We start from the raw sequence: 12111 nt of genomic DNA on the forward strand, positions 1-12111 counted from the left end.
CGCCACACCCCCAAGGATAGACGGCAATTGCAAGGACTCAGCTCAATATGGAGATGGTCCCAAGGTATTTCAAGGCGCGCGGCAGATTGTCGCAATCCAGACTGTCCAGCCAATGCAGGTCAGTCCAACTGCGCAGCCAGGTGAACTGGCGTTTCGCCAATTGGCGCGTGGCAATGATTCCACGCTCCTGCATCTCGGCTGACGTCAGCTTGCCATCCAGGTAGTCCCAGACTTGGCGGTAGCCTACTGCACGTATAGACGGCATCCCGGCATGCAGGTCACCTCTATTACGCAGGGCTACGACCTCGTCAATGAATCCCTGTTCCAACATTAAAGTGAATCTTTGTTTAATTCGCTCGTGCAGTACCTGGCGATTTGCCGGGGCAATAGCCAAGTTCGCGACAGTATAGGGCAATTGTTGCTGTCCCGAAGCGGCTGCTTCGGTACTTTGCGCAGATTGTTGCAAGCGTAGCGCAGTCATGCTCTGACCGCTTACCCGATAAACTTCCAGCGCTCGACTCAGACGCTGCGGATCGTTCGGATGAATACGCGCGGCAGAAACCGGGTCAATCACTGCCAACTGGTCGTGGAGGGCTTGCCAGCCAAGGCGTGCAGCCTCTTCTTCGATCTGGGCGCGCACGTGCGGGTCGGCGGCCGGCATCTCCGCCAGGCCTTCAAGCAAAGCCTTGTAATAGAGCATCGTGCCGCCTACCAGCAGCGGAATTTTTCCGCGCGCAGTGATCTCGGCCATGGCTTGCAGGGCGTCACGGCGGAAATCCGCGGCCGAATAGCTTTCGGCCGGGTCGAGAATATCGATCAGACGGTGCGGATATTGCGCCAGCAGCTCTTTGGAAGGCTTGGCGGTGCCGATGTCCATGCCACGGTAGACCAGCGCCGAATCGACGCTGATCAACTCGCAAGGCAGGACCTTGGTGAGTTCGATGGCCAGGTCGGTCTTGCCGGCGGCGGTCGGGCCCATCAGGAAAATCGCAGGTGGGAGCTGGCTCATCAACGACCGCGCAAGAACAGTTTGTCCAGATCGTCCAGGCCCAGTTGGGTCCAGGTCGGTCGGCCATGGTTGCATTGACCGCTGCGCTCGGTGTTTTCCATGTCACGCAGCAGGGCATTCATTTCCGGCAGGGCCAGACGCCGGTTCGCCCGAACCGCGCCGTGGCAGGCCATGGTCCCGAGCAACTCGTTCAGGTGCGCCTGAATGCGGTCGCTGGTGCCGAATTCCATCAGATCAGCCAGGACGTCCGCGACCAGCCGGTTGGCTTCGGCCTGCTTGAGCAGTGCCGGGATCTGTCGGATGGCCAGGGTTTCCGGGCCCAGGCGCTGCAACTCAAAGCCCAGGCGCTGGAACCAGGCGACATGTTCCTCGGCGCAATCGGCTTCACGCTGACTGACGGCCAGGGACTCCGGCACCAGCAACGGCTGACCACTCAGGCCCTCGCTGGCCATCGCCACCTTCAGACGCTCATACATGATCCGCTCGTGGGCGGCGTGCATGTCCACCAGCACCAGGCCCTGGGCGTTTTCCGAAAGGATGTAGATGCCCTTGAGTTGTGCCAGCGCATAACCCAGCGGCGGGATGTCGTCCTGCCCGGCCGGTAGCGCGACGGCATTGGCCTCGGGCAGCGGCGCAAAAAACTCGCGGTAGGCGGCCTGCGCTTCGGCGACAGGCACACCGGATTGCGGGCGCGGCGTGTATTGATACTGATAACCCGCGCCAGCACCCGAACCCGCCGGCGCATTGAACGAGGGCTGCGCCTGAGGCTGTTCCAGCAACGCATTGGCGGCCAGGCGCATTTCGCCCTGGGGTCCGAATTCACCGGCTTCGAGGCCGGTAGGCCGGACGATGGCCGTGGCAACCGGTGCCGCCAGATGATCGTCCGGTCGCACATCGCCCAAGGCACGGTGCAAGGTGCCGTAGAGGAAATCGTGGACCATGCGTCCTTCGCGGAAGCGCACTTCGTGTTTGGTCGGGTGCACATTGACGTCGACCCCGGTCGGATCGACTTCGAAAAACAGCACGAAGGTCGGGTGCCGACCGTTGAACAGCACATCGCGATAGGCCTGGCGTACCGCGTGGGCCACCAGCTTGTCGCGCACGGCACGGCCATTGACGAAGAAATACTGCAAATCGGCCTGGCTGCGGTTGAAGGTCGGCAGTCCGACCCAGCCCCATAGATGCAGGCCGTTGCGCTCGATTTCGATCGGCAAGGCCTGTTCCAGGAAACCCGGCCCGCAAATCGCCGCCACGCGCCGGGCACGGGCCGCATCATCATGGGCCTCGTGCAGGCTGAGGATGGTCTTGCCGTTGTGGCGCAGATGGAACGCCACATCGAAGCGCGCCAGGGCCAGACGCCTGATCACTTCCTGCAGGTGATCGAATTCGGTTTTTTCGGTCTTGAGAAACTTGCGCCGCGCCGGCGTGTTGAAGAACAGGTCGCGCACTTCAACCGAAGTGCCCACCGGATGCGCCGCAGGCTGCACGCGGGGCGCCATGTCACGACCCTCGGTCTCGACCTGCCAGGCCTGATCGGCGTCGCGGGTGCGGGAGGTCAGGGTCAGGCGCGCGACGGAGCTGATCGATGCCAGGGCCTCACCACGAAAGCCCAGGCTCATGACCTGTTCGAGGTCTTCCAGGTTGCGGATCTTGCTGGTGGCGTGTCGGGCCAGGGCCAGCGGCAGGTCATCGGCGGAAATGCCGCTACCGTCGTCGCGCACCCGCAGTAACTTGACGCCGCCCTGCTCCACATCGACGTCGATGCGCCTGGCACCGGAGTCGAGGCTGTTTTCCAGCAGCTCCTTGATCACCGAAGCCGGGCGCTCAACCACCTCACCGGCGGCAATCTGGTTCGCCAGTCGCGGGCTGAGCAGCTCGATGCGAGCGCCGCTGTTCACGACCTGATTCATTCTTTGGCCGCCAGTTCAGTGCCCGGAATGGTCAGGTGCTGACCGATCTTGAGCTCATCGCTCGACAGGTTGTTGGCACTGCGCAGGGACGCGGGCGACACCTGATAACGTACGGCGATCATCGCCAGGGTCTCGCCCGGGTTGACGCGGTGGTCACGCGGACCCTGCACGATCTTGCCGGAGTCGCGCAGCCAGGCAATGTAAGTGCCCGGCGGCGGGTTCTGCTGGAAGAACTGGCGCACGCCGCTGCTGATCGAACGCGCCAACGCCTGCTGGTGGTTCGATGCCGCGAGTTTCGAGGCTTCGTTGGCGTTGGAGATGAACCCGGTTTCGACCAGGATCGACGGAATATCCGGCGACTTCAGCACCATGAACCCGGCCTGTTCAACCCGCTGCTTGTGCAGAGGCGTGACCCGGCCAATATTGCTCAGCACCTTCTGGCCAACGTTCAGGCTGGACGTCAGGGAGGCCGTCATCGACAGGTCGAGCAGCACGCCGGCGAGCATGCGGTCCTTGTCATCGAGGCTGACGTTGCCGGCACCACCGATCAGGTCGGAACGGTTTTCGCTGTCAGCCAGCCAGCGTGCCGTCTCCGAGGTCGCACCGCGATCGGACAGGGCAAACACCGAGGCACCGAATGCGGCGGCAGAAGGCGCTGCGTCGGCGTGGATCGAGACGAACAGGTCGGCGCCCTTCTTGCGGGCAATTTCGGTACGGCCGCGCAACGGAATGAAGTAGTCGCCGGTACGGGTCAGCTCAGCGCGAAAACCTTTCATGCCGTTGATCTGACGTTGCAATTCGCGGGCGATCTGCAACACCACGTCTTTCTCACGCTGACCACGAGAACCCGATGCGCCCGGGTCTTCGCCACCGTGTCCGGCATCGATCACCACAATGATGTCGCGCTTGCCGGCCGGGGCCGGTGGCAGCTTGATTGCAGGTTCGGCAGGCGTGACCGGCACGGCGGGCACCGTGGCGACCGACGGTGTCGGCGCTGGAGGAGGCGCGGCATCCGCGGCGTTATCGAACAGATCGACCACCAACCGGTTGCCGTACTGGGCGTTCGGCGCCAGGGAGAAGCTTTTTGGCGTCACCGCCTTTTTCAGGTCAATGACCACCCGCAGGTCGGTCGGCGTGCGTTGAGCCGAGCGCATGGCGGTAATCGGGGTGTTCGACGTGTTGACGTTGAGTGGCGCACCGAGGGTCGCACCATTGATGTCGATGACCAGGCGATCCGGCGCGGTCAGGGTAAACACGCTGTGTTGCACCGGGCCGGTCAGGTCAAACACCAGACGTGTGTTGTCCGGTGCCCGCCACAGACGAACACTGTTGACCTTCGAATCGGCCACAGCGTCGACGGTCACCGCCAGAAACAACACCCCTACGGCAGCAACCAACGCGCGAAAGCGCATACCTAACCCCATCATTTATTTGGATTCCAATGCCAAAGCGGCACACCAGGCCTCGCCACGCGAGCCCTGGGATAAAATTTTCAGCGAACGCCCGCTGTCTTGCGGGCTAATGGTAATGGTCAGGTCCGGCTTTGGCAAAAAGCCTGCACCTTTGTCGGGCCACTCGATCAGACACAGGGCATCGTCTTCGAAATAGTCGCGGATACCGAGGAACTCCAGCTCTTCCGGATCGACCAGACGGTACAAATCGAAATGGAAGGCGCGAATGTCGCCAATCTCGTAGGGTTCAACCAGGGTGAAGGTCGGACTTTTTACTGCCCCGACATGCCCCAGGCCGCGGATGATGCCTCGGGACAACGTGGTTTTGCCCATCCCCAGGTTGCCCTCGAGGAAGATCAGGCCATGGCCTTGGGTGATTCGGGCAATGCGTGCGCCAAAGTCGCTCATGGCCTGCTCATCAGCCAGGTACAGGGTTACTTCAGACACGGTGCTTGCTCCTCCAACAACTGACGAATGACTGGAATCAGATCACTGGCCGCCAGCCCACGGCCCAATTTTCCTTGTTGCTCGCCGGCATTGGCGTGCAGCCAGACCGCCAGGCAGGCCGCGTCGAAGGGCTCCATGCCCTGGGCCAGCAATGCGCCGAGCAAACCGGCCAGTACATCTCCCAAACCGGCAGTAGCCATCGCCGGGTGGCCCTGATGACAGACGGCCAGCCGCCCGTCGGGACAGGCAACCAGGCTCCCGGCCCCCTTGAGCACCACGACTGCCGAATATTTCTTGCTCAATGCATGGGCTGCTGCCGGTCGGTCGGCTTGAACCTGCGCCGTACTCATTCCGATCAAACGCGCCGCTTCGCCCGGGTGCGGGGTGATCACGCAATCCCTGGGCAAACTCACACTCTCCCCGGCCAACAGGTTCAGCGCATCGGCGTCCCAGACTTGCGGCAACGCTGCGTTAGCGGCGGCCGACAACAAGCTGCGCCCCCACCCCGCCTGCCCCAGCCCCGGACCGACAACCAACACGGAAACCTTTTGCAGCAAATCCATCAGCTGATTGGCCGAGGAAGTGCCCAGCACCATCGCCTCGGGGATCCGCGCCAGCGCGGCCGCGACATGCTCGCTGCGGGTCGCCACCGACACCATGCCCGCACCGCTGCGCAGCGCACTTTGCGCGCCAAGCAGAATCGCGCCACCCAACCCGCGATCGCCGCCAATCAGCAACACATGGCCGAATTTGCCTTTGTGGGAAGCCGGCGCCCGCGCCGCTGGACGCGGCAGGTTAGCCGCAGTCAGGCGACGGGCGGTAAAAGCAGCGTTTTCTATCAACCGGGGGTCTGCGTGCAAGTCGTTGAACAGCAGTTCGCCAACCACATCCGCCGCCTCGCCGGTGAACAATCCCAATTTCAAGCCGATAAACGTCACTGTCAGGTCGGCCTGCACCGCCACGCCGAGGATACGACCGGTATCGGCGCACAGTCCTGAAGGAATATCCACCGCCGCGACCGGCAGCCCGCTCACATTGATCGCGGCGATGGCACTGGCATACGGCTCACGTACATCGCCGCTCAGTCCGGTGCCAAGCAAAGCATCCAGGACGATGCCGCGCAATCCGGATTGTGCGGTCCAAGGCTCGATGAGCACGTTCTCGGACACCGCCTCGACGTGGGCCAACGCTGCATCGCCTTGCAAGCGCTGCGGGTCCCCTACCGCCAAAACCCGTACTGCCCAACCGGCCCGCTTGGCCAGCGCGGCCACCAGGTACCCGTCCCCGGCGTTGTTGCCATGACCGGCGAGTACACTGAGTTCGTTCGCTGTCGGCCATTGCCGCACCAGCGCCCGCCAGGTCGCCCGCGCCGCGCGCTGCATCAATTCGAAACCCGGTGTGCCGGCGGCAATCAGGCTCGCGTCGAGTGCTCGCACCTGGGCGGCACTGTACAGCGCGTCGGGTAATTCATCTTTAGTGTGCGGCATGCGTCTTCGGGCTCCGATGTCTGGCAGAATTATACGCACCTCAGCTCCGGTTTCTCTCGCCTCATGCCTTCTATTACCACAGACCTGCCTGCCCTCGCCCAATCCATCAAGGACTGGGGCCGCGAGCTGGGCTTTCAGCAAGTCGGCATCAGCGGCCTCGACCTGGGCGAGCACGAGCAACACCTGGAGCGCTGGCTCGCCGCCGGCTACCACGGCGAGATGGACTACATGGGCGCCCATGGCAGCAAACGCTCACACCCGGAGGAGCTGGTGCCCGGCACTTTGCGCGTTGTTTCGCTGCGCATGGACTACCTGGCGGGCGACACCCACATGGCGAAAATGCTCGCCCAACCGGAAAAAGCCTACGTCTCGCGTTATGCCCTGGGTCGCGATTACCACAAATTGATCCGCAAGCGCGTGCAACAACTGGCGGACAAGATTCAGGCAGAAATCGGCCCGTTTGGGTTCCGTGCCTTTGTCGACAGTGCACCGGTGCTGGAAAAAGCCATCGCCGAACAGGCCGGCCTCGGCTGGATTGGCAAAAACACCCTGGTGTTGAATCGCAAGGCAGGCAGTTATTTCTTCCTCGCCGAGCTGTTCGTTGACTTGCCGCTGCCGGTAGACCCGCCCCACGCCACCGAACACTGCGGTCGCTGCAGTGCCTGCCTCGACATCTGTCCGACCAATGCGTTCGTCGGACCTTACGTGCTGGATGCCCGGCGCTGCATTTCCTATCTGACCATCGAACTCAAAGGCGCAATCCCGCAAGACCTGCGGCCGCTGATCGGCAATCGGGTGTTCGGTTGCGATGATTGCCAGATTGTCTGCCCCTGGAACCGCTTCGCCCGCCCGTCCGGTGAAAGCGACTTCAAGCCGCGGCACAACCTGGACAACGCCGAACTGGCGGAACTGTTCATGTGGGATGAGGAGAAATTCCTGAGCAGCACCGAAGGCTCGCCGCTGCGTCGGACCGGTTACGAAAACTGGTTGCGCAACCTGGCGGTAGGCCTGGGCAATGCGCCTTCGACGATTCCGGTGCTGGAGGCGTTGAAAGCGCGGCGCGAGCATCCGTCCGAACTGGTCCGCGAACACGTCGAGTGGGCCCTGAAACAACACGGCCTCATGTAGGAGCTGCCGCAGGCTGCGATCTTTTGATCTTGATCTTTAAGATCAAAAGATCGCAGCCTGCGGCAGCTCCTACGGGGATCGCGGCGTCAGGCCTCGTCGTTGTAGACGAACTTGGGCATTTCCCAGTGAAAACGGATCGCCAACAAGCGCAACAGGAAACCGCCGAACAGGGTGATCAGAATCGCCTGTTCCCCTGGCAAGTTCAGGTACAGACAGAGCATGTAGCACCACGCCGCCGCAAACGAGACGCTGGCATACAGCTCACGCCGGAAGATCAGCGGAATATCGTTGCAGAAAATGTCCCGCAGGATGCCGCCAAATACTCCGGTGATTACGCCGCTGACCGACGCGACCAACATGCCATGGCCCATTTCCAGGGCGGTGATGCAGCCGATCAGGGTGAAAGCCACCAGCCCCATGGCATCGAGCACCAGAAACAGTGAGCGCAAATGCCGCATCCAGCGTGCCGTGAACACGGTAATCATCGCCGCAGCCGTGGTCAGCACCAGGTATTCAGGGTGTTTGACCCAGGTCAGCGGGTAATGCCCGAGCAGCACATCGCGCACCGAACCGCCCCCCAGCGCCGTGACGCAAGCGATCAGCACCACGCCAAACCAGTCCATGCCACGACGCCCGGCAGACAGGGCGCCGGTCATGGCTTCGGCGGTGATGGCGATCAGGTAGAGCATCAGCAACATGGTGGCGGTCCTTGCGAAAAGGCGCGCAGTCTACCCACTTTCACAATTCCCATGTAGGAGCTGCCGCAGGCTGCGATCTTTTGATCCTGTTTTTCAAGAATCAAGATCAAGAGAACGCAGCCTGCGGCAGCTCCTACAGGGGAGCCCGATCAGGACTTGATGAAATGCTTGCGGTAGTGCTGCAACTCGGCGATGGATTCGCGGATGTCGTCCAGCGCCAGGTGGGTGCTGCCCTTCTTGAAGCTGTCACGCACGTCCGGCGCCCAGCGCGCTGCCAGCTCTTTGAGCGTGGACACGTCGAGGTTGCGGTAGTGGAAGTAGCTTTCCAGAGATTTCATGTGGGTATAAAGGAAGCGACGGTCCTGGCAGATGCTGTTGCCGCAGATCGGCGATTTGCCCTTTGGCACCCACTGCTCCAGGAAGGCGATGGTTTCGGCTTCGGCTTCGGCCATGCTGATACGGCTATCGCGAACCCGCTGGGTCAGCCCGGAACCGCCATGCTGACGGGTGTTCCACTCGTCCATGCCGGCGAGGATTTCGTCGCTGTGGTGAATGGCGATCACCGGGCCTTCGGCCAGGGTGTTCAGGTCACTGTCGGTGACGATGGTGGCCATTTCGATAATGACGTCGGTGTCAGGGTTCAGACCGGTCATTTCCAGGTCGATCCAGATCAGGTTCTGCGGATTTTGCATGTTCGGCTCCTAAGCAATGCTGCGCAGTTTAGCCTAGGCCGGTGGCCGGGCGTGCTAAACTCGCGGCCGTTTTACCTAATCGCTGCATTCTTTATACGGAACACCCATGGCCAAACGCCAACTCAATCGCCGCCAAAACTGGCGCATCGAAAAGATTCAGGGCGAACGCGCTGCCCGCGCCGCCAAACGCGAGTCCTCGGCTGTCGAGGCACTTGAGGGCGGCGATCTGGGCCCGGAACAGCACGGTCTGGTGATCGCGCACTTCGGTGTGCAGGTTGAGGTCGAGGCCCGCGACGGCGAGCTCGCCGGCCAGGTGTTCCGTTGCCACCTGCGCGCGAACCTGCCGGCGCTGGTGACCGGTGATCAGGTGGTGTGGCGCGCCGGCAACCAGGGCATCGGTGTGATCGTGGCGCAACTGCCGCGCAACACCGAGCTGTGCCGCCCGGACAGCCGTGGTCAGCTCAAGCCGGTGGCGGCCAATGTCGACATGATCGTCATTGTGTTTGCACCGCTGCCCGAGCCCCACGCCAACCTGATCGACCGCTATCTGGTGGCGGCCGAACATGCGGGCATCAAACCGCTGCTGCTGCTGAACAAATTCGACCTGATCGACGAAAACAACGCCCCTGCGCTGAATGCCTTGCTCGCCGTATACCGCACCCTCGGTTACCCGGTGCTGGAAGTGTCGGCGCATCACGGCAACGGGATGGAGCAGTTGCAGACGCAACTGGACGGACGCATCAGCGTGTTCGTCGGCCAGTCCGGTGTCGGCAAGTCGTCGCTGGTCAACAGCCTGCTGCCGGATGTCGAGACCCGCGTCGGCCCGCTGTCCGAGCTGTCCGGCCAGGGCACCCACACCACCACTACCGCGCGGTTGTTCCACTTCCCCGGCGGCGGTGAGTTGATCGACTCCCCGGGTATCCGCGAATTCGGCCTTGGCCACGTCAGCCGTGCCGACGTCGAAGCCGGCTTCATCGAGTTCAACGACCTGCTGGGCACCTGCCGCTTCCGCGACTGCAAGCATGACCGCGAACCCGGTTGCGCCCTGCTCAAGGCCCTTGAAGATGGCCGCGTGCAGCAGCAACGGATGAACAGCTACCGCTCGATCATCGCCAGTCTGCCGGAAAACGGCTACTAAACAGACGTGCCGACCGCCCAGCTTTACGCGGGGTGGTCGGCGGCTGGATCTTCCCCCGCTTAAACATCAGACCTTTCTGTAAGACGTGCGCACGCTCGCTTGTAGGACATTTCTCTTTCCGCGCCGACCTCTTGTAGCCGCCCTGTAATCGCCTAGTTTCAAACCCTCTTCGCACTCCAGCGACACCGAGGGACACCCATGCAAACCTACCATCTGTTCATCAGCCACTCGTGGAACTACTCCGACGCCCACGACAATCTCGTGCGCCTGCTCAACGCCAAGCCCGGTTTCACCTACAAGAATTTTTCGGTACCGCCGGACAACCCGATTGTCGGCGCGAAAACCGACAAACAACTTGAGGAGGCCATCGAAAACAAGATCCGTCCGTGTTCGGCGGTATTGATCATGGCCGGGATGTATTCCACCTACAGCAAGTGGATCAACAAGGAAATCGAGATCGCCAAGCGCATGGGCAAGGTGATCATTGCGATCAAACCGTTCGGCGCCGAGCGGATTTCCACGGTGGTACGTGAGGCGGCACATGCCGAGTGTGCCTGGAACACCAACAGCATCATCAGTGCAATTCGCCAGCATACGGCGGTGTAACCATGCGCAAGGGACTGTTTATCGGCATCAACGACTACACCCACGTTTCGCGGCTGAGCGGTTGCAGCAATGACGCCATGGCCATGGCTTCCGTGCTGAAGACCGACGCCAATGGCGATCCGAACTTCAAGAACATCGTGCTGACCTCCGCCGAGGACTACCTGAGCCGGGAAAAGCTCGAAGACCAGATCCGCGAGCTGTTTTCCGGGGACTGCAATGTCGCGCTGCTGTATTTCGCCGGCCACGGCAGCTTCGACACCGACACCGACGAAGGCATGTTGATCCCGCAGGATTACAAGAGCGCCAAGGACGGGATTCGCCTCAGCGACATTCTCAACTGGGCGAGCAAGGCCACGAAGATCAAAAACAAAGTGATCATCCTCGATTGCTGCCAGAGCGGCTCGGCCGGCGAACTGCGCGCCTTGCGCAGTGAGGGCAGTGTGGTCGGCGAAGGCATGACCATTCTGACCGCCTGCAAAAAGGAAGAGCCGGCGATGGAGGGTGTGCAACACGGCGTGTTCACCGGACTTTTGCTCCAGGCCCTGCACGGCGGAGCAGCGAACATCCTGGGCAAGATCACACCCGGCAGCCTCTACTCGTTTGTCGACAACGCCCTCGATGCCTGGGAACAGCGCCCGGTGTTCAAGACCAACGTCTCGCAGTTTATTTCCCTGCGCGAAGTGTCGCCGCTGATCCCCAAGGAGATCCTGCGCAAACTCCCCGAATGGTTTGCCGAAGCGGAGTCGGTGTACCCCCTCGCCCCCAGCTTTGAGCCCACCGAGCCTGAATTCAACCCGGAACACGGCGACGTCTTCGCCCAGTTGCAAAAGTGCAACCGCCACAGTCTGGTCGAACCGGTGGACGCCGAACACATGTACTACGCCGCCATCCACTCCACCGGCTGCCGCCTCACCGCCCTCGGCGCCTATTACCGCGAACTCGCGATCAAGGGACACTTCTGATGCCAGTGTTTATCAGCTACCGCCACATGGACCGCGCCCACGCGGTCAAGATCAACGCGCGCCTGATCCAGGCCAACATCAAGACCTACCTCGATGTGCTGGATGCCGAATCCCAGACCACCGACGACATCACCGGGGTGATTACCCGCAACATCAGCGAATGCACGCACCTGCTGGCAGTGGTCTCGGAGAAAACCGCACTGTCCTGGTGGGTGCCGTTCGAAATCGGCGAAGCGACCATCACCCACCGACGCATCTGCTCCTTCAAGACCGGCCCGACCGAGCTGCCGCTGTACCTGGACAAATGGCCGAAGCTGACCAGCGACCGGGACATCGAGTTCTTTATCGATGCCTATCGAAATGAAGCGACACTCAAGCGCTCGATGTCACTGGAGTCCATAACCGGCAGCGAGTCGGTGCGCAGCGTCAACAGATCCAATGCGGATCGCTTTCACGCCGAGCTCAAGTCCCGAATCATCCGCGGCTTTTAATACAGACAACGCCGACAAAAAAGCCGACATCGTTGTCGGCTTTTTTGCAAAAAACTGAAGCCACCAGCCGCCGCGCAATCAAGAGATAGCCC

At 61.8% G+C, this 12111-nt stretch carries 12 protein-coding genes; 5 read left to right on the forward strand and 7 right to left on the reverse strand.

The annotated features are described in order from the left end of the window. Window positions 1-37: 37 nt before the first annotated feature. Genes miaA through AC3WJW_RS04400 form a run of 5 tightly spaced genes read right to left on the reverse strand, consistent with a single transcriptional unit; the run spans window position 38 to window position 6304 of the window. Window positions 38-1009, reverse strand: a complete 972-nt coding sequence (gene miaA / locus AC3WJW_RS04380; RefSeq protein WP_493725244.1) for a tRNA (adenosine(37)-N6)-dimethylallyltransferase MiaA — start codon at window positions 1007-1009, stop codon at window positions 38-40. Further along, window positions 1009-2919 carry a DNA mismatch repair endonuclease MutL gene (mutL, locus tag AC3WJW_RS04385; protein WP_007973255.1) on the reverse strand — a complete coding sequence of 637 codons (1911 nt, stop codon included), beginning with the start codon at window positions 2917-2919 and terminating at the stop codon, window positions 1009-1011. Before mutL ends, miaA begins: the two co-directional genes overlap by 1 nt. Further along, window positions 2916-4346 carry an N-acetylmuramoyl-L-alanine amidase gene (locus tag AC3WJW_RS04390; RefSeq protein WP_493725245.1) on the reverse strand — a complete coding sequence of 477 codons (1431 nt, stop codon included), beginning with the start codon at window positions 4344-4346 and terminating at the stop codon, window positions 2916-2918. Before AC3WJW_RS04390 ends, mutL begins: the two co-directional genes overlap by 4 nt. Beyond that, window positions 4347-4817, reverse strand: coding sequence for a tRNA (adenosine(37)-N6)-threonylcarbamoyltransferase complex ATPase subunit type 1 TsaE (gene tsaE, locus AC3WJW_RS04395; RefSeq protein WP_007973252.1), 471 nt, complete (start codon window positions 4815-4817; stop codon window positions 4347-4349). Next, complete coding sequence (locus AC3WJW_RS04400; protein ID WP_493725246.1) at window positions 4805-6304, reverse strand: NAD(P)H-hydrate dehydratase; 1500 nt, start codon at window positions 6302-6304, stop codon at window positions 4805-4807. The genes tsaE and AC3WJW_RS04400 overlap by 13 nt, the downstream gene beginning before the upstream one ends. Window positions 6305-6367: 63 nt before the next feature. On the opposite strand from AC3WJW_RS04400, the gene queG reads away from it, so the two are divergent. Then, window positions 6368-7432: a tRNA epoxyqueuosine(34) reductase QueG gene (gene queG, locus AC3WJW_RS04405; protein ID WP_493725247.1), complete on the forward strand. Its 1065-nt coding sequence runs from the start codon at window positions 6368-6370 to the stop codon at window positions 7430-7432. A gap of 86 nt (window positions 7433-7518) precedes the next feature. Here the strand turns inward: queG and AC3WJW_RS04410 are convergent, their stop codons facing one another. Both AC3WJW_RS04410 and orn read right to left on the reverse strand, forming a co-directional pair. Further along, window positions 7519-8130, reverse strand: coding sequence for a trimeric intracellular cation channel family protein (locus tag AC3WJW_RS04410; protein WP_007973246.1), 612 nt, complete (start codon window positions 8128-8130; stop codon window positions 7519-7521). Window positions 8131-8279: 149 nt separating this feature from the next. Further along, the gene (gene orn, locus AC3WJW_RS04415; RefSeq protein ID WP_493725248.1) at window positions 8280-8822 is read right to left on the reverse strand and encodes an oligoribonuclease; all 543 of its coding nucleotides are present in this window, start codon (window positions 8820-8822) and stop codon (window positions 8280-8282) included. A gap of 106 nt (window positions 8823-8928) precedes the next feature. Between orn and rsgA the strand changes: the two genes are divergently transcribed. From rsgA to AC3WJW_RS04435, 4 genes are all read left to right on the forward strand, one after another. Further along, window positions 8929-9960 carry a small ribosomal subunit biogenesis GTPase RsgA gene (gene rsgA / locus AC3WJW_RS04420; protein ID WP_007978809.1) on the forward strand — a complete coding sequence of 344 codons (1032 nt, stop codon included), beginning with the start codon at window positions 8929-8931 and terminating at the stop codon, window positions 9958-9960. 198 nt (window positions 9961-10158) lie between these two features. Beyond that, window positions 10159-10566 (forward strand): TIR domain-containing protein, encoded by a 408-nt coding sequence (locus AC3WJW_RS04425; protein ID WP_007978807.1) that lies wholly within the window; start codon window positions 10159-10161, stop codon window positions 10564-10566. A gap of 2 nt (window positions 10567-10568) precedes the next feature. Continuing rightward, window positions 10569-11528: a caspase family protein gene (locus AC3WJW_RS04430; protein WP_493725249.1), complete on the forward strand. Its 960-nt coding sequence runs from the start codon at window positions 10569-10571 to the stop codon at window positions 11526-11528. After that, complete coding sequence (locus tag AC3WJW_RS04435) at window positions 11528-12019, forward strand: toll/interleukin-1 receptor domain-containing protein (RefSeq protein ID WP_493725250.1); 492 nt, start codon at window positions 11528-11530, stop codon at window positions 12017-12019. The genes AC3WJW_RS04430 and AC3WJW_RS04435 overlap by 1 nt, the downstream gene beginning before the upstream one ends. Window positions 12020-12111: the final 92 nt, after the last annotated feature.

The sequence above is a fragment of the Pseudomonas sp. GW821-FHT07G06 genome (assembly GCF_058986625.1).

Bases quoted from the DNA above. Each gene is read 5' to 3' on its own strand.
- AC3WJW_RS04400 (WP_493725246.1), bottom strand. From the start codon at position 6,304: ATGCCGCACACTAAAGATGAATTACCCGACGCGCTGTACAGTGCCGCC.
- AC3WJW_RS04390 (WP_493725245.1), bottom strand. From the start codon at position 4,346: ATGATGGGGTTAGGTATGCGCTTTCGCGCGTTGGTTGCTGCCGTAGGG.
- AC3WJW_RS04430 (WP_493725249.1), top strand. From the start codon at position 10,569: ATGCGCAAGGGACTGTTTATCGGCATCAACGACTACACCCACGTTTCG.
- queG (WP_493725247.1), top strand. From the start codon at position 6,368: ATGCCTTCTATTACCACAGACCTGCCTGCCCTCGCCCAATCCATCAAG.
- AC3WJW_RS04435 (WP_493725250.1), top strand. From the start codon at position 11,528: ATGCCAGTGTTTATCAGCTACCGCCACATGGACCGCGCCCACGCGGTC.
- miaA (WP_493725244.1), bottom strand. From the start codon at position 1,009: ATGAGCCAGCTCCCACCTGCGATTTTCCTGATGGGCCCGACCGCCGCC.
- mutL (WP_007973255.1), bottom strand. From the start codon at position 2,919: ATGAATCAGGTCGTGAACAGCGGCGCTCGCATCGAGCTGCTCAGCCCG.
- orn (WP_493725248.1), bottom strand. From the start codon at position 8,822: ATGCAAAATCCGCAGAACCTGATCTGGATCGACCTGGAAATGACCGGT.
- rsgA (WP_007978809.1), top strand. From the start codon at position 8,929: ATGGCCAAACGCCAACTCAATCGCCGCCAAAACTGGCGCATCGAAAAG.
- AC3WJW_RS04425 (WP_007978807.1), top strand. From the start codon at position 10,159: ATGCAAACCTACCATCTGTTCATCAGCCACTCGTGGAACTACTCCGAC.
- AC3WJW_RS04410 (WP_007973246.1), bottom strand. From the start codon at position 8,130: ATGTTGCTGATGCTCTACCTGATCGCCATCACCGCCGAAGCCATGACC.